Source organism: Pseudonocardia sp. ICBG601 (assembly GCF_020496245.1).
In genome coordinates, this window is record NZ_JAHLJA010000148.1 from 443,144 (window position 1) to 465,165 (window position 22,022).

Annotated in this window: 26 protein-coding genes; 10 read left to right on the forward strand and 16 right to left on the reverse strand. The window is 74.7% G+C overall.

The window, feature by feature from the left end:
- Positions 1-34 precede the first annotated feature (34 nt).
- The gene (locus KPL57_RS31220) at positions 35-925 is read right to left on the reverse strand and encodes a hypothetical protein (RefSeq protein WP_226354241.1); all 891 of its coding nucleotides are present in this window, start codon (positions 923-925) and stop codon (positions 35-37) included.
- A gap of 107 nt (positions 926-1,032) precedes the next feature.
- Positions 1,033-2,007: an aldo/keto reductase gene (locus tag KPL57_RS31225; RefSeq protein ID WP_226354242.1), complete on the reverse strand. Its 975-nt coding sequence runs from the start codon at positions 2,005-2,007 to the stop codon at positions 1,033-1,035.
- 86 nt (positions 2,008-2,093) lie between these two features.
- Here KPL57_RS31225 and KPL57_RS31230 point away from each other — a divergent pair, with 86 nt between their 5' ends.
- Genes KPL57_RS31230 through KPL57_RS31245 form a run of 4 tightly spaced genes read left to right on the forward strand, consistent with a single transcriptional unit; the run spans position 2,094 to position 6,399 of the window.
- Positions 2,094-2,660: a Chromate resistance protein ChrB gene (locus tag KPL57_RS31230; protein WP_226354243.1), complete on the forward strand. Its 567-nt coding sequence runs from the start codon at positions 2,094-2,096 to the stop codon at positions 2,658-2,660.
- Positions 2,661-2,675: 15 nt separating this feature from the next.
- Positions 2,676-5,204 carry a cation-transporting P-type ATPase gene (locus KPL57_RS31235; protein WP_226354244.1) on the forward strand — a complete coding sequence of 843 codons (2,529 nt, stop codon included), beginning with the start codon at positions 2,676-2,678 and terminating at the stop codon, positions 5,202-5,204.
- Between the two features lie 20 nt (positions 5,205-5,224).
- Entirely contained in the window at positions 5,225-5,938 is a 714-nt protein-coding gene (locus tag KPL57_RS31240) for a S9 family peptidase (RefSeq protein ID WP_226354245.1), read from the forward strand.
- Between the two features lie 35 nt (positions 5,939-5,973).
- Positions 5,974-6,399 (forward strand): acyl-CoA thioesterase, encoded by a 426-nt coding sequence (locus KPL57_RS31245; protein ID WP_350665836.1) that lies wholly within the window; start codon positions 5,974-5,976, stop codon positions 6,397-6,399.
- Between the two features lie 61 nt (positions 6,400-6,460).
- Here the strand turns inward: KPL57_RS31245 and KPL57_RS31250 are convergent, their stop codons facing one another.
- From KPL57_RS31250 to KPL57_RS31295, 10 genes are all read right to left on the reverse strand, one after another.
- Positions 6,461-6,856 (reverse strand): hypothetical protein, encoded by a 396-nt coding sequence (locus KPL57_RS31250; RefSeq protein WP_226354247.1) that lies wholly within the window; start codon positions 6,854-6,856, stop codon positions 6,461-6,463.
- A gap of 328 nt (positions 6,857-7,184) precedes the next feature.
- Positions 7,185-7,532, reverse strand: coding sequence for a hypothetical protein (locus tag KPL57_RS31255; RefSeq protein ID WP_226354248.1), 348 nt, complete (start codon positions 7,530-7,532; stop codon positions 7,185-7,187).
- A gap of 221 nt (positions 7,533-7,753) precedes the next feature.
- Positions 7,754-8,503 carry a nitrile hydratase subunit alpha gene (locus KPL57_RS31260; protein ID WP_226354249.1) on the reverse strand — a complete coding sequence of 250 codons (750 nt, stop codon included), beginning with the start codon at positions 8,501-8,503 and terminating at the stop codon, positions 7,754-7,756.
- An 81-nt stretch (positions 8,504-8,584) separates the two neighbouring features.
- Positions 8,585-8,992 (reverse strand): nitrile hydratase accessory protein, encoded by a 408-nt coding sequence (locus KPL57_RS31265; RefSeq protein WP_062398650.1) that lies wholly within the window; start codon positions 8,990-8,992, stop codon positions 8,585-8,587.
- The gene (gene nthA, locus KPL57_RS31270; protein WP_226354250.1) at positions 8,989-9,621 is read right to left on the reverse strand and encodes a nitrile hydratase subunit alpha; all 633 of its coding nucleotides are present in this window, start codon (positions 9,619-9,621) and stop codon (positions 8,989-8,991) included. The genes KPL57_RS31265 and nthA overlap by 4 nt, the downstream gene beginning before the upstream one ends.
- A gap of 3 nt (positions 9,622-9,624) precedes the next feature.
- A complete protein-coding gene (gene nthB / locus KPL57_RS31275; protein ID WP_226354251.1) occupies positions 9,625-10,329 on the reverse strand; it encodes a nitrile hydratase subunit beta in 705 nt (234 codons plus the stop codon).
- Positions 10,326-11,870, reverse strand: coding sequence for an amidase (locus KPL57_RS31280; RefSeq protein WP_226354252.1), 1,545 nt, complete (start codon positions 11,868-11,870; stop codon positions 10,326-10,328). The genes nthB and KPL57_RS31280 overlap by 4 nt, the downstream gene beginning before the upstream one ends.
- A 126-nt stretch (positions 11,871-11,996) precedes the next feature.
- Positions 11,997-13,430: a substrate-binding protein gene (locus KPL57_RS31285; protein ID WP_226354253.1), complete on the reverse strand. Its 1,434-nt coding sequence runs from the start codon at positions 13,428-13,430 to the stop codon at positions 11,997-11,999.
- A gap of 31 nt (positions 13,431-13,461) precedes the next feature.
- Entirely contained in the window at positions 13,462-13,836 is a 375-nt protein-coding gene (locus tag KPL57_RS31290) for a helix-turn-helix transcriptional regulator (RefSeq protein WP_226354254.1), read from the reverse strand.
- Positions 13,837-13,882: 46 nt separating this feature from the next.
- Positions 13,883-14,713: a DUF6282 family protein gene (locus KPL57_RS31295; RefSeq protein ID WP_226354255.1), complete on the reverse strand. Its 831-nt coding sequence runs from the start codon at positions 14,711-14,713 to the stop codon at positions 13,883-13,885.
- A gap of 182 nt (positions 14,714-14,895) precedes the next feature.
- Here KPL57_RS31295 and KPL57_RS31300 point away from each other — a divergent pair, with 182 nt between their 5' ends.
- Entirely contained in the window at positions 14,896-15,678 is a 783-nt protein-coding gene (locus KPL57_RS31300) for an IclR family transcriptional regulator (RefSeq protein ID WP_226354256.1), read from the forward strand.
- A 105-nt stretch (positions 15,679-15,783) separates the two neighbouring features.
- Complete coding sequence (locus KPL57_RS31305; protein WP_226354257.1) at positions 15,784-16,695, forward strand: alpha/beta hydrolase; 912 nt, start codon at positions 15,784-15,786, stop codon at positions 16,693-16,695.
- A 10-nt stretch (positions 16,696-16,705) separates the two neighbouring features.
- Here the strand turns inward: KPL57_RS31305 and KPL57_RS31310 are convergent, their stop codons facing one another.
- Both KPL57_RS31310 and KPL57_RS31315 read right to left on the reverse strand, forming a co-directional pair.
- The gene (locus KPL57_RS31310) at positions 16,706-16,969 is read right to left on the reverse strand and encodes a hypothetical protein (RefSeq protein ID WP_226354258.1); all 264 of its coding nucleotides are present in this window, start codon (positions 16,967-16,969) and stop codon (positions 16,706-16,708) included.
- Positions 16,970-16,972: 3 nt separating this feature from the next.
- Complete coding sequence (locus KPL57_RS31315) at positions 16,973-17,467, reverse strand: DUF2269 family protein (RefSeq protein ID WP_226354259.1); 495 nt, start codon at positions 17,465-17,467, stop codon at positions 16,973-16,975.
- An 88-nt stretch (positions 17,468-17,555) separates the two neighbouring features.
- Between KPL57_RS31315 and KPL57_RS31320 the strand changes: the two genes are divergently transcribed.
- Complete coding sequence (locus KPL57_RS31320) at positions 17,556-18,248, forward strand: DJ-1/PfpI family protein (RefSeq protein WP_226354260.1); 693 nt, start codon at positions 17,556-17,558, stop codon at positions 18,246-18,248.
- Positions 18,249-18,263: 15 nt separating this feature from the next.
- On the opposite strand, the gene KPL57_RS31325 is transcribed toward KPL57_RS31320, so the two are convergent.
- Both KPL57_RS31325 and KPL57_RS31330 read right to left on the reverse strand, forming a co-directional pair.
- Positions 18,264-18,719, reverse strand: coding sequence for a MarR family winged helix-turn-helix transcriptional regulator (locus KPL57_RS31325; RefSeq protein ID WP_226354261.1), 456 nt, complete (start codon positions 18,717-18,719; stop codon positions 18,264-18,266).
- Positions 18,720-18,826: 107 nt separating this feature from the next.
- A complete protein-coding gene (locus tag KPL57_RS31330) occupies positions 18,827-19,408 on the reverse strand; it encodes a hypothetical protein (protein ID WP_226354262.1) in 582 nt (193 codons plus the stop codon).
- A gap of 101 nt (positions 19,409-19,509) precedes the next feature.
- Here KPL57_RS31330 and KPL57_RS31335 point away from each other — a divergent pair, with 101 nt between their 5' ends.
- The 3 genes from KPL57_RS31335 to KPL57_RS31345 all read left to right on the forward strand — a co-directional run bounded on the left by KPL57_RS31335 (position 19,510) and on the right by KPL57_RS31345 (position 21,996).
- Positions 19,510-20,148 carry a TetR/AcrR family transcriptional regulator gene (locus tag KPL57_RS31335; protein WP_226354263.1) on the forward strand — a complete coding sequence of 213 codons (639 nt, stop codon included), beginning with the start codon at positions 19,510-19,512 and terminating at the stop codon, positions 20,146-20,148.
- Between the two features lie 104 nt (positions 20,149-20,252).
- Positions 20,253-20,519, forward strand: coding sequence for a metal-sensitive transcriptional regulator (locus tag KPL57_RS31340; RefSeq protein ID WP_226354264.1), 267 nt, complete (start codon positions 20,253-20,255; stop codon positions 20,517-20,519).
- Positions 20,520-20,598: 79 nt separating this feature from the next.
- A complete protein-coding gene (locus KPL57_RS31345) occupies positions 20,599-21,996 on the forward strand; it encodes an MBL fold metallo-hydrolase (RefSeq protein WP_226354265.1) in 1,398 nt (465 codons plus the stop codon).
- Positions 21,997-22,022: the final 26 nt, after the last annotated feature.

Consider the following 22,022-nt stretch of genomic DNA (forward strand, 5'->3'; position numbering starts at 1 on the left):
GATCACCGGGGCCCCGTCGTCGTGTGCGGGTGGGTCAGCGGGACCGGTCGACGAACCCGGCGCCGGCGATCCGCAGGCCGCTGCCGCCCGCCATGCGGAGCAGCCCGGCCATCGCGATGACCAGACCGACCATCTCGAAGGTCTCCTCGGTGCCGGCCAGGACGTTGTAGGCGAAGGACTGCACGTCACCGGTCTGCTCGAACAGGGCCCCACCGGCCGACTCCAGCCCGACCGCGCCGAGCAGGAACACCGCCGCCCCGGCGACGACGAGCCAGGCTCCCGGCCGGCGCAGCACCATCGGCAGGCACAGCGCCGCGACGACGGCGACGAGCACCACGGCCGGGATGATCCAGGCGTAGGTCAGGAAGCCGCTCGTGCCGAACGTGGTGTGGATGATCCAGCCGACCTGCTCGTGGTTGGCCGCGGTCTCGTCCATCGCGACGACCGCGCAGGACAGGCTGAGCAGGATCCAGCGCCACCGCTCGCGGCGCACCGAGTTCGCCGCGATCAGCGCGAGCAGCGCCGCGTTGGTCAGGTGCATCGCCGAGCTGAACCAGGTCGAGATGTTCAGCTCGGTGCCCAGCCGGATCGGGGCCGGGATCTCGAAGCCCGGCCGCCCGATGCCGTAGACGGCGGCGCCGTAGTGGGCCAGCGCCAGCACGGCGACGATCGCGGCGGCGGTGCCGACGACCGGCCCGCGACGCAGCAGCGCCAGGTGCGGTGCGCCGGGCGCGGCGGCCTGGGCCTCGGGCGACGGCTCCGCGCGGGCCGGGCTCGCGGCCCCGGGCGCCGCCGCGGGCCGCGGACCGGCCCCGGCGTCCTCGGTGTAGCGCGGGATGACGACCGTGGCCGGGTCGTCGTCGGCGCTGTGCGCGCCGCGGCCCTGGGCGCCGTGGCCCTGGGCGAGATGGTCCTGGGCGGTCATGTCCCCTCCTCCTCACCACGCGGCCGGGCGGCATCGGCGGGCGACGTCGGCGGGACCGCAAGGTGGCTGGAAGGTAAACGAGCGTATGTCCGCCGGGAAACGCGGGGTCAGCTCCAGGGGCGCGCGGAGCGGGTGGCCCAGTAGCGCTCGGCCGGTTCGGCCAGCGCAGTGAGCTCCTCGGCCGCGTCCGCGGGCAGCGTGAGCTCCGCGCCCGCGAGGTTCGACGCGAGCTGGTCGGTCCCGACCGGGCCGAGCAGCACCCGCCACGCCCACGGGTTCGCCAGCGCCGCGGCGACGGCGATCCGGTCCAGCCCGATCCCGGTCCGCGCGGCCAGCGCCGCGGCCGCGCGGGCGCCCTCGGTGCCGTCCTCCCCGCCCGGCGCGAGCCTGCCGTTCGCGAACACCTCCTTCACGATCACCCGGGCCCCGGCGTCGGCGGCCTCGGCCAGCGCCGGGCCCACCGAGGGTTCGAGCGGGTTCCAGGTGCTCTGGAACGAGGTGAACAGCGGCTCGCCGTCCACCCGGACGTCCAGCGCCCGGCGCACCGCGTCGGCCTGGGCGGGGCCGGAGGTGGAGATGCCGACCCGGATCCCCCGGTCGCGCAGGTGGGCCATCGCGCGGTGGACGCGCCCGTCGTCGAGGACGTCGGTGTCGAGCGTCGCGGAGTGCACGTGGTAGGTCCCGAGGTGGTCGCCGAGCAGCTCGTGGCTCAGCGCGTACTGCTCGGTGAAGGCGTCGAGCGAGTGGTCCTTCACCTCGTGGGTGCCGGCGTCGGTCCGCCACCCGCCCACGTAGCGGTAGCCCCACTTCGAGCCGATCTCGACGGGGTCCCCGCCTCCGGTGACCCCGGGCCGGTCGGCGAGCCAGCCGGCGAGGAACTCCTCGGCGCGGCCGTAGGAGCGGGCGACGTCGAGGTAGCGGACACCCGCGGCGTACGCGGCGTCGAGCAGGGCGCGGGAGCGGTCGCGCAGGGTGGCGACGTCGCGGTCGTCGCCGAGCTCGTCGGCGCGGCCGGAGGTGATGTAGGCGGGGCGGGCGATGGCGGCCAGGCCGAGGCCGAGACGGTGGGCGGGGGCGGGCATGGCCCCAGCCTGCCGCACCGGGCGGCGGCGCCGCACCCGACGAAACACCTGTTGCATGCCGGTGCCGGCCGGTACCGTCCCCGGGCATGACCGACGCGCCGTCCGGTGGCTGGGTCCTGCTGCTCGCGCAGCTGCCCGCCTCCCCCTCGAGCCCCCGGGTCACGCTGTGGCGCCGGGCCCGCGCCGCGGGCGCGGTCGGCCTGCAGAACGGCGCCTGGGTGCTGCCGGCGACCGACGAGCACCGCACGTTCCTGGAGGGGCTCGCGACCTACGTCCGCGAGTCCGGCGGGACCGCGTTCGCGCTCGACGTCGCCGCCGGGAGCAGCGACGACGGCATCGTCGCCCGGATCCGCGCCGAGCGCGGCAAGGAGTTCGCCGAGTTCACCGAGCGCGGCGACGCGCTGCTGGCGGAGCTGGAGAAGGAGTCCGCCCGGGACAACTACTCCTTCGCCGAGCTGGAGGAGAACGAGCAGGACCTGGAGCGGCTCACCCGCTGGCTGGCGACGATCTCGTCCCGGGACTTCTTCCCCGACGAGCGTGGCAAGGACGCCGAGGCCCTGCTCGACCGCTGCCGGCGCGCGCTCGACGCGTTCACCGCCGCCGTCTACCGCGCCGAGGGCGTGGCCCCCGACCTGCCACCGCGTACGGACTGAGCCCGTGAGCAGCCCGTGAGCAGCGGGGCGCACACCGCGACCGGCGCGGCCGTGGTCGACGACCTCGGTACGGACGCACTGCGGGGCCTCACCGGCGCCGAGGCCGCGGCGCGGCGGGGGCGGCACGGTCCCAACCGGTGGGTCGTCCCGCGCCGGGTCACCTTCCTGCGGGTGCTGGCCGACGAGGTCACCGAGCCGATGATGCTGCTGCTCGCGGCGATCGCGGTGCTCTACGGCGTCTGGGGGCGGCTCGACGACACCGTCGCCGTCGTCGTGATCATCGCGGCGGTCGTCGGGGTCGAGGTGTTCGCCGAGTTCCGCGCGAAGTCGGTCATCGCCTCGCTCGGCGAGCTCACCGCCCCGACGACGCCGGTGGTGCGCGACGGGAGCACCGTCTCGGTCGGGGTCGACGACGTCGTGCCCGGCGACCTCGTACCGCTGGCGGCGGGCTCGCGGGTGCCCGCCGACCTGCGCCTGGTCGAGACCTGGGGGCTGCGCGTCGACGAGTCGACCCTCACCGGGGAACCCGTCGCCGCCCCCAAGGACGCCGCCCGGGTGCTGTCCGGCGACACCGCGCTGGCCGAGCGGGCGAACCTGGTGTTCGCCGGGACGACGGTCGTCGCCGGGCGGGCCCGCGGCGTCGTCGTCGCGACGGGGACGGCCACCGAGCTGGGCACGCTGACCGGGCTCGTCGTCGCCGCGCGGCCGCCCCGGACCGCGCTCCAGCAGGCCATGCGCGAGCTCGCCGGCAGCCTCGCGACACTGGCGATCGCGTTCAGCGTGCTCGTCCCGCTGGTCGGGGTGCTGACCGGGCGGCCGTGGAGGGAGATGGTGCTGACCGGGCTCACCCTGGCCTTCGCGACGGTCCCGGAGGAGCTGCCGATCATCGTCAGCCTGGTGCTCGGGCTCGGCGCGCACCGGCTGTCGCGGCGGCGCGGGCTGGTCCGGCGGCTGCGCGCGGCGGAGGCCCTCGGGCTGGTGACGGTGCTCGCCACCGACAAGACCGGCACGCTGACCCGCAACCGGATGGCCGTCGCGCGGGTCGAACCGGCCCCGGGCGTCGACGACGACACCCTGCTCGGCCTCGGCGCGGCCTGCACCGAGACCGCCCCCGAGCCCGACGGCGGCTGGTCCGGCGACCCGACCGACGTCGCGTTCCTGGTCGCGGCCCGCGACCGGGGCCTGCCGACGCCCACCGAGCCGGTCGCCCGGTTCCCGTTCGACCCCGGCCGGGAGACGATGACGGTCGTCCTGCCCGCCGGCGCGTCCGGCACCGCCACGGTGGTGACCACCGGCTCGCCGGAGTCGGTCCTGGCCCGCTGCGCGGCGCCGTCGCCGGAGACCGCGGGCCGGGTCGCCGCGCTCGCCGCCCGCGGCCTGCGGGTGATCGCCGTGGCGAGCAGGCCGGCGTCGCAGGTCCCGGCGACGGTCGGCGACGCCGAGCGCGACCTCGTTCTCGCCGGGCTCGTGGCGCTGTCCGACCCGCCGCGCCCGGGCGCCGCCGAGGCCGTCGCCGCCGCGCGGCGGGCCGGGGTGCGGGTGGTAATGGTGACCGGCGACCACCCCGCCTGCGCCCGGGCCGTCGCCGCGGAGGTCGGGATCGACCCCGACCCGGTGCTGACCGGCCGCGATCTCGACGGTCTCGACGACGCGACGCTGGCCGCCGCCGTCGCGTCGACGCCGGTGTTCGCCCGGGTCACGCCCGCGCACAAGCTGCGCCTGGTCACCGCGCTGCAGGCCGGCGGGGAGGTGGTGGCGGTGACCGGGGACGGCGTGAACGACGCCCCCGCGCTCGCCCGGGCCGACGTCGGCGTGGCCATGGGCTCGTCGGGCACCGACGTGGCCCGCGAGGCGGCCGGGCTGGTCCTGGCCGACGACGACGTCTCCACCCTCACCCGGGCCCTGCACGAGGGCCGCACGCTGCACGGGAACCTGCGCAAGGGCGTCGCCTACTACCTGGCCTGCAAGGCCGGGCTGGTCGCGACCGTCGCCGCCGGGGTGCTCACCGGGATGGCCGTGCCGTTCACCCCGATCCAGATCGTGGTGCTGGAGATGTTCATGGACATCGCGGGCAGCGCGACCTTCGCCGCCGAACCCGCCGAGCGCGACGCCATGACCCGCCCGCCGCGCGACCCGGGCGCACGCTTCCTGGACCGGGCCCTGCTCGGCGACCTCGCCGCGGGGGCGGCGGCGCTGTTCGTCGCCGTCGGCGGGCTGTACCTGGTCACCGCCTCGCAGACCGTCGCGTTCGTGGGCTGGCTGTCCGGGCACCTGGCGCTGGCCTGGGTGATGCGCACCGAGCGGACGCCGGTGCTGCGGGCGGGGCTGTTCGCGAACCGGTTCCTGCCGTGGTGGACGGTGGTGACCGCCGTGGCGGTGTGGGTGGTCACGACGGTGCCGGTGCTGCGGGAGACGCTGCGGCTCACCCCGCTGACCGGTCCGCAGTGGACGGCGGCGGTGCTGGTGCCGGTGGCCGCCGTCGCGGTGCTGGAGCTGCGCAAGGCCGGGCGACGGCGGGCCGCCACGGGGCGCCCGGCGGGGTGATCCGTGCTAGACCACCGGTCGTGAACGGATCGGTCCTGTCCCGCCCGGCTCCCGAGCCGCCCCGCACCGTCGCCGTCGGCGACGACCCCGACCAGGTCATGGACCTGTGGCCGGACGGCGGGCCCGGCCGCCCGCTGGTCGTGCTGGTGCACGGCGGGTTCTGGCGGCCCCCGATCGACCGGACGCACCTGCGGTCGATGGCGGCCGCCCTGAACGCGCTGGGGCTGCCGGTGGCCTCGCTGGAGTACCGCCGGGTGCCCGGCGACCCGGACGCGACGGTCGCCGACGTGCTCGCCGGTCTGCGGGCCGCCCGCGCCGTCGCCGGTCCGGTCGTCGCGGTGGGGCACTCCGCGGGCGGGCACCTCGTGCTGCACGCCGCGGCCGTCGAGCCGTCGCTGGTGCGGGCGACGGTGCCGCTCGCCCCGGTCGCGGACCTGGCGCTGGCCGACGCGGAGAACCTCGGCGACGGCGCGGTCCGCGCCTACCTCGGCGGCCCGGCGGCCGGGCGCACCGACCTGGACCCGGCGGCGGGCCCGACCCCGCCCGGGCCGGTGACGATCGTCCACGGCGACGCCGACGACCGCGTCCCGCTGGGCGTCTCGCGCTCCTACGCCGGCCGGCACCCGTCGGTGCGGCTCGTCGAGCTGCCCGGCTGCGACCACTTCGCGGTGGTCGACCCGCTGTCGGCGGCCTGGGAGACGGTGACCCGGGAGATCCTGGCGGCGGCGACGTGACCGCGCCCGGCGGCCTGCCCCGCCACCAGCTCACGATGACCGTGCTGATGACACCGGACATGGCCAACTTCTCCGGCAACGTCCACGGCGGCGCGATCCTGAAGCTGCTCGACCAGGTCGCGTTCTCCTGCGCGAGCCGCTGGGCCGAGACCTACGTCGTGACGCTCTCGGTGGACCGGGTCCGCTTCCGCGAACCGATCTACATCGGCGAGCTCGTGACCTTCCAGGCGTCGGTGAACGACACCGGGCGCAGCTCGATGGAGATCGGCATCCGGGTCACCACGGAGAACATCACCGAGCGGACCCAGCGGCACGCCAACAGCTGCTACTTCACGATGGTCGCGATGGACGAGCACCGGCGGCCGGTCCCGGTCCCGGAGCTGGTCCCGTCGACCGACACCGAGCGCCGTCGCCGGGACGAGGCGCGCAGGCGTCGCGAGGCGCGCCGGGCCGGCGACTGACCCCGGACACGACGGTGCCCCGGGACCGCACGGTCCCGGGGCACGTCGAGGTACGGGGAGGTCAGTTGACCGAGTCGCCCGCGCCGGAGGTCTGGCCGCAGTTGTCGGACTGGTCGGTGGTCGAGTCGCCGGAGACCGCCTTGGCCTTGCCACCCAGGCCGAGGGCGCCGGTGAGGCCGCTCAGCAGGTTCGCGTCCTCGATCGGGGCCTGCACACCCAGCACGTTGACCGGGATGTTGTTGTTGCAGACCTGGATCGGCACGTTGACGTTGTTGCCGTTCAGGCCACCCGCGAGCAGGCCCTTGGCGTCCTTGTCGATGTGGCCCGACTCGTGCTTGCCGTGGTGCTTGCCGTCCTTGGCGGAGTCGCCCGCGTAGTCGCCGGCGAAGGCCAGCGGGGAAACGGCGAGCAGGGACGCGGCGGACGCCGCGACGATGATTCCGGCCTTCTTCAGCACAGTTCTTCTCCTGATGAGGTCTCAGGGCCGTGGTGAAGGCCCCGTTCCATGACGGCACGCTGACAAAAAGGGGGGAGCCCGTGCCGACTGGCTGCGAATCTAGCTGCGCGGGAGAGCCCGAACAATTCTTCTACCACCATCGGGTGGCCGAATTACTTTCCGTTCGGATACTCCCACGATCGGGTCGAATGCGATCGGGGCGAACCGCCCGGAGCGGCACCGGGGCCGGCGACGACGACCACGGCGGGTGGTCACGCGCCCCTGCCCCGGACACGGACGTGCCCCGGGACCGCGAGGGTCCCGGGGCACGTCAGCGACGAGGAGTCGGTCAGTTGACCGAGTCGCCCGCGCCGGCCTCCTGGCCGCAGTTGTCGGACTGGTCGGTGGTGGAGTCGCCCGACACGGCCTTGCCCTTGCCCGCGATGCCGGCGGCACCGGTCAGGCCGTTGCCCGCAGCGGCGTCCTCGACCGGAACCTGGACACCCAGGACGTTGACCGGGACGTTGTTGTTGCACGCCTGGACCGGCACGTTGCCGTTGTTGCCGTTGGCGCCCGCGACGATGCCCTTGGCGTCCTTGTCGATGACGCTGTCCGAGCCGGCGAACGCCAGCGGCGACAGGCCGAGCAGGGCGACGGCGGACACGGCGGCGACGAAACCGGCCTTCTTCTTCTGCACAGTCTTCTCCTGGTGAGTCACGGATCCATTCGGATCCGGGCACGTGCCGGCCCGACGACAAAGGGGGGAGCCCGAACCGGCTGAGAAGAACCGTAATGGCGGGAAAGGTACCCATCAAGCTCAGAACACCATCGTGGGGAACAATCACCGAGCGTCAGATATTCACACGATATGGTTTCGTCGCCGAGTCGGCGATTTCGCACGACGACGGGACCGTCGGTTCATCGCGGGGATGTCGTGGCCCGCACGGCCGCGGCCGCCGCGGCGGGCCAGGCGGCGTAGACCTCGGCCGACGGCGCGGCGGCGACCGCGGCGGCGAGCAGCGGGCGCAGGTCCGGGCGGTCGGTCCCGACGGCGAGGACGAGTGCGACCGCGCGGAGCTGCCACGGCCGGTCGAGCAGCCGCTCGTCGAGGTCGTAACCGGGCAGGCCGCGGGCCCACCGGGCGTCCGGCGGCGCCGGGGACGGGGCGGGGTCGAGACCCCGCAGCGCCGCCCGGCTGACACGTCCCTCCAGGTCGGCCGGGCCGTCGGTGCACCGCGCCGGCGCCCCCGGGACGACCAGGTGGTGGACGCGGGCCGAGTCCGACCAGATCGCGGTGCGGACCCCGGGGCCGGTGTGCCCCGCGACGTCGAGCAGGTACTCCGAGCGCGGCCGGTACCAGCTCGGGGGCACCCCGAGCACCGGCCAGCCGCTGCACCCGGTCCCGGCGGGGAGCACCACGTTGCGGACACCGGGGGTGTCGCGGTGGGTACGCCAGACCCGGCCGCAGTCACAGCGGCCGAGCCGGGCACCGGCCGCGTCCGCTGTGTCCGGCCGCCCCGTGCCGGTCCAGATCCGGGCGACCGCACGGGCACCGGCGCGGGGGCCGACCTCGTCGGCGTGGTGGTCGTACCAGCGGTCGATCGTGGCGGCGGTGGTGAGGCCGTGCCGGAGCACCGCGCGTTCGGCCAGGTTGACCAGCAGGTCCACGGTGCCGCCTCCGATCGGGGTGTCGGGAAGGACGTGCGGGACCGGCCCGCGGGGAGCGCGGACCGGCCCCGCACGCGTCGTTCAGCGGGCCGGGTCGATCGCGACCGGCTCGCGTCGTGCCTCGTGGTGGTTCGCGTTGCGCGGCGTGGCCAGGACCTGGCGGGTGCGGTCGTCGAGCGCGACGGAGTCGGACAGGGCCCCACTCGCGGCGAGCGTGTGCTCGAGCGCGTCCAGCCAGTGCTGGTAGTAGCTCCAGGGCTCGCCGCCGTCGCCGTTCTCCCAGGCCTTGATCGCCTCGACCAGGGAGAGCTGGAACTCGCTCCACTCGTAGTGGCCTTCGTGGTAGGCGGCGACCGCCATGGCGAAGGCCCGCAGCTCCCACGGCTCGGTGAACGGCTTGTCCGCCCCGGGCATGTCGCAGACGAGCTTCTCGATCCGGCGGCGGGCGTCGCCCAGCTCGGTGGCGTCCGTCCGGACCCCGGCGCTCATCCGCGGGCCGCCTGGGTGACGACCGGCTTCGCCTTACCGACGCCGATCATCGAGTCCCGGGTGACCAGCGCGGCCAGCTCGTCCTCGGAGAGGTGCTCGCTGCCGGCCGGGCGCTGCGGCAGCACCCAGTAGCGCAGCTCGGAGCTGGAGTCCCACACCCGGATCTCGACGCTGTCGGGCAGCGGCAGGTCGAAGTCCTCGGCCAGCACCTTCCGGGGCTCACGCACGATACGGGCACGGAACGGCGGCGCCTTGTACCAGTTCGGGGGCAGCCCGAGCACCGGCCACGGGTAGCACGAGCACAGCGTGCAGACGATGACGTGGTGGACGTCGTCGGTGTTCTCGACGGCGACCATCTCCTCGCCCTGCAGGCCGCCGATCCCGAGCTCGCGGCAGGCCGCGGAGGCGTCCTCCAGCAGGCGCGCCTTGAACTCCGGGTCGGTCCAGGCCTTGGCGACGACCTTCGCGCCCAGCTGCGGGCCGACCTCGTTCTCGTAGACCTCGGCGAGACGGTCGACCGCCGCGGTGGTCATCACGCCCTTCTCGATCAGCAGCGACTCCAGGGCCTTGACCCGGGCGGTGATCTCCTCCTGCGTGCGGAGCGGGGTGTCGGTGGGCTTCGCGGTCATGGGTCAGGCTCCCTGGGTGGCGGGGACGAGCGAGAGGTACGGCTCCCACACGTCGAAGTAGTTGACGCCGTTCGGGTCCGCGTACTCGGCGCCCCACAGCTCGGTGGCGTCGAAGCGGACGGTGTAGAGGTGCTCGGGGCAGTCGCCGAGCCCGTTGCCGGCGGTGTCGGGGTAGAGGTAGGTGCCGTGGGCCGCGCTGATCACGCCGCGGCGGCCGCGGATGTAGCGGGCCCGGCGGGTGTGGCCGTAGGGGCTCTCGGAAGAGATGACGACCTCGTCGCCGACGGAGAACTGCGCGACCTTGTCCGACTCGCGGTGGGCCGGGAACCCGTTGGTGACCGCCCAGTCGACGAACTCGACGATCTCGGTGTCGGTCTCCCGCTCGGGCAGCGGCGCGTCGGGGTTCTCCAGGTAGTGCTGGGTCCGCGCCTCCAGCTCGGCCGGGTCGAGCACGCCCGCGGCCTCGGCGTAGTGCTCGACCGTGTGCATCCAGTGCTCGTAGTAGTTCGAGATCAGGTACTCGGCAGGGTCCATCTTCTCGATGCCGTGCCGGAACTGGTCCACGTTGAACAGCCCGGCGCGGGCGCTCTGCGCGAACATGGAGAAGGCGCGCTTCTCCCAGTCGGCGCGGAACACGGGCTCGGACATGTGGTCGTTCTCGACCTTGCCCAACCCGTCGGTGCCGCCGAGATCGAAGACTCCGTTCACTTCTGTCCTCCCACGGTGGTGAGGGCCGGCGGAGCGGGGAAGCCGCCGACGGCCTGCTCGAAGGTGTGCGCGACCCGCAACACGGTCGCGTCGTCGAAACGCCGGCCGACGATCATCAGCCCGGCCGGTAGGCCCTCGACCAGCCCGGCGGGGACACTCGCGGCGGGGTGCCCGGACACGTCGAACGGGGCACAGTTGCCGACCATCCCCAGCGCGGTGGGCAGGTAGGTGCCCAGGTCGGCGTCGAGACCGAGCAGCTCGGGTGCGGTGTAGGGCAGGGTCGGCATGACCAGCACGTCGTAGCCGGTCAACGCCTGGTCGTAGGCCGCGCGCAGTTCCAGGGCCAGGTTGCGGGCCATCCCGTAGTAGGCGCCGCCGCCGTGACCGAAGGTGTAGCCACCCGACAGCCCGACGAGTTTGACGGTCTTGGACAGCTCCGACCCGCGGGCGTGGCGCCGGCGGTGGTAGTGGCCGATCAGCTCGGGGTCGTAGAGGCCGGGGTAGTTCATGCCGTAGGCGTTGCCGTCGACCATCTGGTGCGCGGCGCCCTCGGTGGCGATGACGTTCCAGACCGCCATACCGTCCAGATGCCAGGGGATCGAGATCTCCTCGGCGACCAGCCCGGCCCCGGTCAGGGTGGTGATCGCCGCGCGCACGGCCTCGTCGACACCCGGGTCGCTCTCCGGACGGCCGAAGCCCTCGGTCACGATCCCGACCCGCAACCCGGCCGCAGACTGCTCGAGCGCGGCGAGGTAGTCGACCGGGTCCAGCGTGGTGGGCTGGCGGGCGTCGAGCCCGTCGACCCCGGCCAGGACCCCGAGCATCAGCGCGGCGTCGGACACGGTGCGGGTGATCGGGCCGAGGTGGTCGATCGTGGCCTCGATGGGGAACGCCCCGGTGTAGGGGACCAGCCCGTGGGTGGGCTTGTGCCCCACGGTCCCCGAGAACGCCGACGGGATACGGATCGAGCCGCCCTGGTCACCGCCCACGGCCATGTCGACCGCGCCGGACCCGACCAGCGCCGCACTCCCGCTCGAGGATCCGCCCGAGACCCGGGTCGGGTCCCAGGGGTTGCGCACCGGCCACGGCCGGGAGGTGAAGCTGGCCCCGGAGAAACACAGGTCCTCACACATCGCCTTACCGGTGATCGTCGCCCCGGCCGCGAGCAGCCGGGTCGCGACCGTGGCGTCGCGGGAGGGGACGAACCCCTCGACGGTGGCCGACCCGTTGGTCATCGGCACCCCGGCGAGGGAGATGTTGTCCTTGAGTGCCACGGTCCGCCCGGCCAGCGGGCCCTGCGCGGCGCCGGGCACCGAGGTGGTGACGTACCAGCCACCCAGGGGGTTGTCCGCGGGCTCGGACCACTCCCGCTGCGGTGCCTGCGGCGCGGTGGCGCGGTAGAGCTCCTCGACCCGCTCCGAGGACGCGAGGGTCGCGGTCACCGCCGGGCCGAACTCGGCCAGCTCGGCCTCCGACAGGCCGAACGCGTAGTGCTCGTTCAGGGCCGCCAGACGGGCGGCGTCGGGAGGTGGAATCGCCATCGAGCGGTGCTCCTCACATCGGGGGGATGCGAGAAAGCTAGGGTTCATGCCTGCTCATGTCAATCAATACAGACGCATTGACACGAGGTCTGACGCGTCCGTTCCACCCCTGTCACATGCGCGTATTCACGACCGTCCCTCGCTGTCGTCCATCGAGCCGAAGGTCGCGCCGCGGGCGGTCGCGAGGTGCAGCGGCTGCTCGACGTGGTGGTGGCCGTCGAGCGCCAGGGTGCCCCGCGGCAGGTCGTAGCGGCCGAACCGGATCTCGTCGGCGACGGGCACCGGCTCGGTCGAGCGGACCCGGCGCGCCGCGACGGCCCACACGTGGATCGCCTCGAACATCGACTCCGACAGCGACGACAGCGGCGGCGCCCACTGCCCGAAGCGGGCCCGGTAGCGCTCCAGCAGCGTGCCGTTGCGCTCGGTCTGCAGGTGCTGGAAGTAGCCCGAGACCCCGTGGATGCCCTCCGCCGCCCGCAGCCCGACCCGCTCCAGGGTCGCCTCGTCCATCGCCGGGCCCAGGCTGACCGTCCGGTCCCGCAGCCCCATCGCGTGGCACTGGCGCTCGAACGCGGCGGCGTCGGCGCCCACGAAGGTGTTGAGCACGACGTCGGCGCCCGAGGCCGCGATCCGCTCGACCAGCGGGGCGAAGTCCCGGGCCCCGAGCGCGGCGTAGCCCTCGCCGACCAGCACTGCGCCGTGCGCCGGGAGCACCTCGCGCGCGGCGGTGTTGACCGCACGGGGCCACACGTAGTCGTTGCCCGCCAGGAACCAGCGACGCCCGCCGGCCGCCCGCATGACCGGCCCCGCGGCCGTCGCGAGCTGGGTCGCGGGCCGCTCGCCCAGCCGGATCCGCAGCCGGGACTCGCCGCCGCCCTCGTTCATGTTGGTGTGCACGACGAGCACGTCGCGGCCGGTCAGAGCGGTCGACACGGCGTGGTAGGTGGCCGACGTCGTCGTCAGGAAGATCGTCCGGCAGCCGGCCCGGGCCAGCCGCAGCGCCTCCAGCGCCCCGGTGCCGGGGTCGGTGGCGTCGTCGGCCTCCAGCAGGTCCACCGGCCTGCCGCCGACCCCGCCCGCCGCGTTGATCTCCTCGACGGCGAGCGTGGCCACGTTCGCCACCGCCGAGGCGAACAGCCCGCCCGAGCCGGACCGGCTGGTGAGGACCCCGATGCGCGGCCCGGTGACGGCGTGGTCGCGGACCGGGTGCCCGCGGCGGCGCATCAGCCACTCCAGCCCGCGCTCGTCGATCCCGGCGTCGAGCCGGATCCGGGTGCCGCCGGGTGCGGGGGTGAACCGCAGCCGGATGCGGCCCCGCCAGGGCTGGTCGTGGGTGATCGTGATGGTGCGCGGTCCGCGGAGCTCGCTGATCCGGCCGAGCACGTCGACCGGCGGCCCGCCGGCGATGGGCGCCCGCAGGGTGACCGGCTCGCCCACCGCGACCCGGTCGCACGCCGCACCGAACAGCCAGCCCGCGCCGGAGTCACGCCCGAAACGTCCGAAGACGACCGCCGGGTCGGCGGCGACGAACTCCTCCACCGCGAGCGCGATCGTCCCCATGGGGGTCAGTCTCCCCGCACGGAGGGGCCGGTCATCCGGTCGCGCCCTCCCGGTCCGTCGCGGGACGGCTCTCCACGGCGGACCCCACCTCGCCGAGGGAGGACTGGAACAGGGTGCGCAGCAACGCGATGACGTCGGCGGCCGCACCACCGGGCTCGATGGAGTAGTAGCGGTACCGGCCGGAACGGCGCTCGGTGATCAGCCCCGCGACGCGGAGCACCCGCAGGTGGGTGGAGACGGCGGTCCGGCCGACCGAGGTGATGCGGTCGGCCAGGTCGCCCGCGCTGACCTCGTCGTGCTCGGAGAGCACGGTCAGGATGCGGCGGCGGACGGGATCGGCGAGCGCGTCGAAGGCGGGGCCGGCGTCCCGGCCGGCCCCGGCAGACGCGTCAGGATCCGATGACATGATGCGGAGTCTAACGCGGACGGCCCGTCCGTCGGGTGTGACACCGTCAGGCGGGCGTCACCAGCGCCTCGGGGAGGTCCCCCGCGCACGCCGCCAGCGCCCCGCGGTCGAGGCCCTGCCGGGCGAGGGTGTCGACGAGCAGCGCCAGTGCCTCGGGTGGTGGCGGGGAGTCCGGCTGCCCGGCGTCGGAGGACAGCACGACGCGGTCGAGGCCGACGGCCCGCGCGTAGCCGGCGAGCGCCTCCGCGGTGCATCCGGGCTGGTGGAGGAGCTGGAAGGTGGTGATCTCGGCGACGGCGCCGAGGTCGGTCAGCGCGCGGGCCCGCGCGGCGGGCATGCCGGGGACGGTGTAGCCGGGGTGGGTCAGCAGGATCCGGCGGACACCGAGCCCGGACGCGGTCCGCACCAGCCAGTCGCACTCGTCGGCGCCGAGGTGCCCGGTCGCGAGGACGGCGTCGGCCTCGGCGACCGCGCGGCACACGGCCCGGACCGTGTCGGCCGTCGACGGGTCGACCGGCGGGACCGCGTACGAGGTCGCCGGGAGCTCGGGCCGCACGCAGCACAGCGCGGGCAGACCGGCGGTGCGCTGGGTGTGCGCGTCGGCCGTCGGCATCCAGACGACCCGGCCGCCGGACTCCAGGCACGCGACGACCGCGGCCGGGTTGATCCCGCCCACGTGCTGGTTGAGTGCGAGTCCCCCGTGGACGGCGAGCGGGGTGTCCCGGCCCGCGGCGGCGGCCCGCCCGACGGTCGACTCGTAGTGGCCCTTGAGGACACAGCCCCGGAACCCCGCCGCGGCGTAGGCGGCGACGGTGTCCCGGTCGTCGGCCCGCCGGGGGACGATGTCGGGCGCCGCGTGGACGTGCAGATCGAACACGCGCCCACCGTGGCGACGCCGCCCCCCGACCACAAGACCCGGTGCTCCGGGAGCAACCGTTCACCCGTCCGACCTGCACAGATCGACCGTTCCGGGCATCGGTGACGGGCGGCGGCCCCGAGATGTTGCTGCACGGACAACTGCTCTTGATTCGCCGCGGGACGCTGCGCAAGCTTCTGCCCATGGCTACGGAGCGGCCGTCCAGCGTCCACCGGGCGGCGACCATCCTCGACCTGCTGGGCTCGGCCGAGGCGGTGGAGCGGGGCGGTCTCGGGGTCGTCGAGATCGCCCGCCGGGTGGGGCGCGAGAAGTCCCAGATCTCCCGGGCACTGCGCGTGCTGGAGGAGACCGGCCTGGCCGAGCGGGACCCGGAGACCCGGACCTACCGGCTCGGGCTGCGGATCGTCACGATGGCCCGCCACGCGGAGCGGCAGTGGCTGCTGGCCCGGACCCCGCCGGTGCTGGGCAGGCTCACCGTGCTGACCCGGGAGCGGGCGCACCTGTCGGTGCTCGACGACCAGGGTGTGCTCACCCTGCTGTCCCGGACCCCGACCCCGGTCCGTGATGACTGGGCCGGTCGGTTCGCGCCGGTCCACAACACCTCCTCCGGCAGGGCGCTGCTGTTCGACCACCCCGACGACGTGGCCCGCCGGCTGTTCGCCGGGGGCACTGCGCCGGCCGCCCTGCCCGCCGGGGTGGACCTCGACGAGCTGGTGGCACGGCTGCGCCGGGCCCGCAACCAGCGCTTCGCCTGGGTGGACGAGGAGTTCGAGCCCGGCCGGATCGCGATCGCCGCCCCCGTCCGCGACCTGCACGGACGGGTCTGCGCCGCGTTGAACGTCTCCGCGCCGAAGGCCCGCGTCGCGCCGCAGCTCGACGCCGTCGCCCGGCTCGTGCAGGCCGCCGCCGGACGGATCACCCGCGAGATGGCCGGGTCGCCCGCCGGTCCGCAGCGGACCCCCTGACGCCGCGCCGACACGCGCCCGCGCCGCAGCACCGACACCGGTCCCTGCACGACGGCGGGGTCCGGCACCCCCTCACGCCCGCACCACCGACCACGGAGGAACGCCGTGCCCGTCCGACCCCTGCCCTTCTTCAGCACCGGCGCCCGCGTCGACGCCGATCTCCACCTCCCCGACGACGGCGGCTCCGGTGCCCCGTACCCGGTGCTCGTCGCCGCCTCCGGCTACCAGGGCCTGAAGGTGATCCACCCCGAGCGTTTCGCCAGGGCGCTGACCCCGCGCGGCTACGCCGTCCTGGCCTTCGACTACCGCGGATTCGGCGCCAGCGAGGGCGAGCGCGGCCGCCTGGTCCCCCAGGAGTGGGCGGAGGACGTGCGCGCCGCCGTCGACCGGGTCACCGTCGAGCCCGATGTGGATCCCTCCCGGATCGGGCTGCTCGGGTGGGGTCTCGGCGGGGGCGTCGTCGTCGCCGAGGCGGCGGAGGACCCCCGGGTCCGCGCGGTCGCCGCGGTCAACGGCATCGCCGACGGCACCCGGTCCACCCGCACCATGCACGACGAGAGCTCCTGGGCGAGCCTCGTGCGCCGGATCGCCGCCGACCGCGGCATCCGCGCGACGGCCGGACGGTCCGAGGTGACCTCCCCATGGGACGTCGTGCGGCTCGACCGCGACGCCCGCACCGACGGCTACGTCGGCGAGGAGCTGTACAGGGCCCCCGGGTTCGGGGCCGGGGTGACCCTGGAGTCCGCCGACATGCTGCTGCGCTTCAGCCCCGAGTCCCTCGTGCACCGCATCGCGCCGCGGCCGCTGCTCGTCGTGCACGGTGCCGAGAACCGGCTGCACCGGCCGGAGGAGGCGCGGTCGCTCTACGACCACGCCGCCGAGCCGAAGCGGCTGGAGATCATCGAGGGTGCAGGCCACACCGAGTGGATGTTCGACGACAACCCGACCTTCGCGCACCTGATGGAGACGGTGGAGAAGTTCTTCGGCGACGCGTTCGCCCCGGTCGCCGTGGCCTGAGTCCCGCCGGTCAGGCGGCGGGCGTCCGCGTCCGGCGCAGGACCAGCAGCCCGCCGACGGCCGGGACGACCGAGAGCAGCCGGGTCGTCCCGGTCGTCGGCATCAGACAGGCGACGGCGATCGTGACCAGGTAGGCCAGCCCGTGCACCGGCCCGAGGACCGACGCGACCCCGGGCAGGTGCACGGTGGCCAGGTTCAGCAGCAGGACGGCCAGCGACGCCGTCTCGACCACCGACGCCAGGGCGAGCCAGCGGCGTTCCGCGGGGTCGGGCACCGGTCAGACCCCCGTCGTGGAGCCGGGGCGGACGATCATCAGCACCACGACGACCACCCACAGCAGACCGAAGATCCCCGACGCCGCACTGAGCTTCCCGGCGCGCCGCGCCCACGTCGCCCGGTCGGTCGGGGCCGCGTCCGAGTCGGCGATCAGGTCCATCGCGCGCTGCTGCTCGGGCAGCACGACCAGGGCCAGCACCAGGGCGGCGGCGACGGTCAGGACCAGCGAGATCACCAGCCACGGGTCGGTCAGCACGCCCATCTGCACCGCCAGCGCGATACCGAGGACCGGGACGCTCAGGCCAGCGACCGCGTAGACGCGGCTGATCCGGTGCAGCAGCGCCGGCACACCCTGTGCGCCGACGGGGCGCGGCCCGTCGCCGCCGACGCCCAGTGCGAGGCCCGCGTACCGGGGGAAGAGGCTGACCGCGACCGTCACCGGTCCGATCAGGACGATCGCCGCCACCACGTGCAGGCTCAGCAGCACCTTTCCCATCGCATGCCCCTCCCGGGTCCCACGTTCGACGTGCAGTCCGACTGAAACACGATGTTACAGTTCGACTGAAACTTCGGAGGAGGTACCCGTGTCACAGCCCCAGGACCCGCCCCGCCGCCCGGTCGCGGCGATGCTGCTCTTCCCCGGCCTGACCCACCTCGACCTCGTCGGGCCGCACGCCGTGCTCGCGACGGACATGGACGTGCACCTGGCCTGGAAGGACACCGATCCGGTCGTCTCGGACTCGGGCATGGCGATCCTGCCGACCACGACGCTGCGCGACTGCCCGCGCGAGGTCGACCTGCTGATGGTCCCGGGCGGCTTCGGGACGAAGGACGTGATCGCCGACCCCGAGCTGCTGGACTGGGTCGCCGACGTCGGCGCCCGCGCCCGCTGGGTGACCTCGGTCTGCACCGGGTCGCTCGTCCTCGGCGCGGCGGGCCTGCTGCGGGGCCGCCGGGCCACGACGCACTGGACGACCCGCCACCTGCTGGCGGCGTTCGGTGCCGAGAACGTCGTGGCGCGCACCGTCGTCGACGGCAACCGCATCACCGGCGGCGGGGTCACGGCGGGCATCGACTTCGGCCTCACCGTCCTCGCCGGGATGCTCGGCGAGGAGCGGGCCCGCACCGTCCAGCTCGCCCTGGAGTACGACCCGCAGCCCCCGTTCGACGCCGGGACGCCCGAACGGTCGACACCCGCGGCCGTCGCGCAGGTGCGGGCGATGGTCGCGGCGGCGAACGCCGAGATCGAACGGACGACGGCCGCGCGGGCGCGGTGACCGGGCGTTCCACCGCTACGACCCGCCGCCGGGAGCCTCTCCGGTGAACGCCTCCAGGAGGACCTCCGCGACACCGCGACGCAGCTCCCCCGGAACGTGACCGAACACCTCGTCGTCGAGCGCGTCGAGGACCGCACGGCCCCAGTCGTTCAGCTCCGCCCCGACGGCGGTGACGTGCAGCCGGGCCCGCCGCCCGCGCCCGGCGGGGGTGCGCCGCTCCACCGCCCGCAGCTCCTCGAGCTGCACCAACGTGGCCTGCATGCTCTGCGCGGTGACGCCGGCGCGGCGGGCGAGCTCGCTGTAGGAGCACCCCGGGTCGCGGGCCAGGTGCCCCAGCGCGGCGAGGTGGCGCATCGACAGGTCGCGTGCGCGCAGCCTCGTCTCGGCGGTCTCCCGGAGCCGACGACCGAGGGCCATGACCAGGAAGGCCGTCCGGGGCTCGGGGGGCGGTCCGCCGGTGTCGTCCGACAACTCATCTCCGCAGGAACGGTGGGGCCCGCCAGTCTCGCACGGGCACGCACCGGCCGTTCTCCTCGTCGGCTCCGGCCCGCTCGGCGTCGTGGTCGCCGGGGACCCGGTCAGCGGCTCCCCAGCACGCGGCCGAGCCGCAGCGCCGAGACGAGGAAGAAGACGCCGCCGAGCAGGGCGTAGCCGGCGACACCGGACAGGGACGCCCCCGCACCCGAGGCCATGACGACGAACGAGGTGCCCGCGACCACCGACAGGGACCCGCTGGCGATCATCGCGCCCTGCCCGCCCAGCCGTCGGCGCCGCAGCGCGACGACGAGCTGCACGATCCCCGCGACGACCGCCCAGGCGCCCCACACCCGCAGCACCGCCGGCACGCCCGAGGTGAGGGCGACGGCGAGCCCGGCCGCGGCGAGCGCACTCAGGACGACGTTGACGTACAGCCCGGGGGCCACCCCGGTCGCCCGCGACGAGCGGGCGTCGACCACCGCGGCGGCCACGTCGAACAGCGGGTAGAGCACGAGCAGCGCCGCCGTCATCGGGCCGATGTCCGACGCGTTCAGGAACAGCAGGACCGCCCAGACCAGCGCGAACCCGGAACGCACCAGGTAGAGCCGCCGCAGGGCGGGCGCGTCGCCCTGCGCGGAGGACGGGCCGTTCGCCGTCCGGTCGGTGGTGTGGGTGCTCGCCATGACGCCTCCAGGTAGAAAGACCGTTCTTCCTTGCTGGGGCGAGCATGGCAGCGGGCGTCGCCGTCCGCAAGACCGATCGTTCTTTCTGCTAGCCTGCGCAGGTGATCCGCACGACGTCCGACGCCCCCGCGGACAGAACCGGCACCGCCCCGGCGTCGACCGGACCGGGGCGCTCCGAGGCGCGTGAGCGCCTGCTCGCGACGGCCGGCGGGCTGTTCTACCGCGAGGGCATCCGGGCGGTCGGGGTCGAGCGGATCGTCGCCGAGACCCCGACGACGCGCGCCACGTTCTACCGGCACTTCCCGTCGAAGGAGGCGCTCGTCGTCGCCTACCTGCGCGGCGTCGACGCCCACACCCGCGCCGCCCTGCAGGAGGCCGTCGGGTCCGCGGCCACCGCGGACGGCGCCGTCCGCGCGATCGGCACCGCCCTGGTCGACGACCTGTCCCGGCCGGAGTTCCGGGGATGCGCGTTCCTGAAGGCCGCCGCCGAGTTCCCCGATCCCGAGGACCCCGTCCGCCGGGTCGTCGCCGAGCACCGCGCCTGGTACGTCGCCACCCTCACCGACCTGTTCGCGCAGGTCTTCGGCTCCTCGCCGCGACGCGGGCGGCCGGACCACGCGGCCCAGCACTTCCTGATGATGCGCGACGGGGCGATGTCCGGCGCCGACATCGACGGGGCGGCCCACGTCGGCGACGCGTTCCACCGCGGACTCGACGGCCTGCTCACGCTGCTGCACTGAGGACCTGTGCCGCACGCGACACCCGCCGGGGGTACCCCTGGGGGTACCTTCGTCCACACAGGGACCGCGCCGACCGCGGGCCGGCACGAGACGAGGGAGCCCCCATGCAGGTCAAGACCGCAGAACTCACCGACGTGGTCAGCCGCCTGCGTCGCGTGGAAGGCCAGATCGCCGGTGTCATCCGCATGATCGAGGACGGCCGCGACTGCAAGGACGTCGTGACCCAGCTGGCGGCGGCGTCCCGCGCCCTCGACAAGGCCGGCTTCAAGATCATCGCCACCGGGCTCCGGCAGTGCGTGACCGAGAGCGCCGAGGGCGAGCAGTCGGTCGACATGGCCGAGATGGAGCGCCTGTTCCTGTCGCTCGCCTGACCCGGCCGAGCCCGCACGACCCCGTCCCCGCAGTACCGACGATTCGGTAGGACATACCCTACCGGGTAGGGAATCCACGATGACCGATATCGACATCCGCACCCTCGGGACCCCCGGTCTCGGGGACCGCAGCTACCTCGCGACCGACGGCACGACCGCACTGGTGGTCGACCCGCAGCGCGACATCGACCGCGTCCTGGACCTCGCCGCCGAGCTCGGCGTCACGATCGCCTGCGTCGCCGAGACCCACATCCACAACGACTACGTCAGCGGCGGCCTGGAGCTGGCCCGGCGGACCGGCGCCGTCTACCTGGTCGACGCGCGCGACCGGGTCGCCTTCGACCGCACCCCGGCGTCGGAGGGCGACGAGTTCGCGGTCGGCGCCATGCTGCTGCGGCCGATCGCCACCCCCGGCCACACCCACCACCACCTGTCCTACGCGCTGGCCGACTCCACCGGCGCCACGGTCGCGGTGTTCACCGGCGGCTCGATGCTCCACGGGTCCACCGGCCGGACCGACCTGATCTCCGCCGAGGACACGGTCGAGCTGACCCACGCGCAGTACCACTCGGTCCGGCGCCTGGTCGCCGAGCTGCCCGCCGACGCCGCCGTCCTGCCGACCCACGGCTTCGGCAGCTTCTGCTCGGCCACCCCGACCTCCGGCGACGCCTCGACCGTCGCCGAGCAGGCGCGGGTCAACCCGGCGATGACCCAGGACGAGCAGGACTTCGTCGACACCCTGATCGCCGGCCTGGGCGCCTACCCGGCGTACTACGTCCACATGGGTCCGGCCAACGCCGCCGGTCCGGCCCCGGTCGACCTCTCCGCGCCGGAGCCGGTCGACCCGGCCGAGCTGCGCCGGCGCATCGCGGCCGGTCAGTGGGTCGTCGACCTGCGCTCGCGGACCGCGTTCGCCGCCGGGCACCTGCCGCGCAGCCTGTCGTTCGAGCTGGCCCGGCCCTTCGCCACGTACCTGGGCTGGCTGTTCCCGTACGGCGCCGCGCTCACCCTGGTCGGCGACGACCCGGAGCAGGTCGCGCGGGCCCAGCGGGAGCTCGTCCGGATCGGCATCGACCGGCCCTCCGGTGCGGGCACCGGGGAGATCACCGAGCTGGCCGGCGACGGCGGGCTCGCGTCCTACCCGGTCTCGGACTTCGCCGGGCTCGCCGCCCGCGGCCAGGACGAGGTGTTCGTCCTCGACACCCGCACCGAGGCCGAACGGCGCGCCGGCCACCTCGCCGGGTCCGCCCACGTCCCGCTGCACCAGCTCCCCGCACGACGCCACGAGGTCCCCACCGACCGCCAGGTGTGGGTCCACTGCGGCTCCGGCTACCGCGCCTCGGTCGCGGTCTCGCTCCTCGCCGCCGACCCCACCCGCCCCGGCCGCGACCTGGTCCTCGTCGACGACGACTGGACCCGCGCCGCCGGTGCGGGCCTGCGGCTCGCCGACACCGTCCGCGCCACGGCCGCGCACTGACCCGCCCGACCCGACCCCCGGAGACA

Excerpts from the sequence above, each read along its gene's own strand:
- KPL57_RS31315 (WP_226354259.1), bottom strand. The coding sequence starts at position 17,467 with ATGGGAAAGGTGCTGCTGAGCCTGCACGTGGTGGCGGCGATCGTCCTG.
- KPL57_RS31290 (WP_226354254.1), bottom strand. The coding sequence starts at position 13,836 with ATGTCATCGGATCCTGACGCGTCTGCCGGGGCCGGCCGGGACGCCGGC.
- KPL57_RS31285 (WP_226354253.1), bottom strand. The coding sequence starts at position 13,430 with ATGGGGACGATCGCGCTCGCGGTGGAGGAGTTCGTCGCCGCCGACCCG.
- KPL57_RS31280 (WP_226354252.1), bottom strand. The coding sequence starts at position 11,870 with ATGGCGATTCCACCTCCCGACGCCGCCCGTCTGGCGGCCCTGAACGAG.
- KPL57_RS31265 (WP_062398650.1), bottom strand. The coding sequence starts at position 8,992 with ATGAGCGCCGGGGTCCGGACGGACGCCACCGAGCTGGGCGACGCCCGC.
- KPL57_RS31230 (WP_226354243.1), top strand. The coding sequence starts at position 2,094 with ATGACCGACGCGCCGTCCGGTGGCTGGGTCCTGCTGCTCGCGCAGCTG.
- KPL57_RS31300 (WP_226354256.1), top strand. The coding sequence starts at position 14,896 with ATGGCTACGGAGCGGCCGTCCAGCGTCCACCGGGCGGCGACCATCCTC.
- nthA (WP_226354250.1), bottom strand. The coding sequence starts at position 9,621 with ATGACCGCGAAGCCCACCGACACCCCGCTCCGCACGCAGGAGGAGATC.
- KPL57_RS31225 (WP_226354242.1), bottom strand. The coding sequence starts at position 2,007 with ATGCCCGCCCCCGCCCACCGTCTCGGCCTCGGCCTGGCCGCCATCGCC.
- KPL57_RS31345 (WP_226354265.1), top strand. The coding sequence starts at position 20,599 with ATGACCGATATCGACATCCGCACCCTCGGGACCCCCGGTCTCGGGGAC.
- KPL57_RS31330 (WP_226354262.1), bottom strand. The coding sequence starts at position 19,408 with ATGGCGAGCACCCACACCACCGACCGGACGGCGAACGGCCCGTCCTCC.
- KPL57_RS31340 (WP_226354264.1), top strand. The coding sequence starts at position 20,253 with ATGCAGGTCAAGACCGCAGAACTCACCGACGTGGTCAGCCGCCTGCGT.
- KPL57_RS31220 (WP_226354241.1), bottom strand. The coding sequence starts at position 925 with ATGACCGCCCAGGACCATCTCGCCCAGGGCCACGGCGCCCAGGGCCGC.
- KPL57_RS31245 (WP_350665836.1), top strand. The coding sequence starts at position 5,974 with ATGACCGTGCTGATGACACCGGACATGGCCAACTTCTCCGGCAACGTC.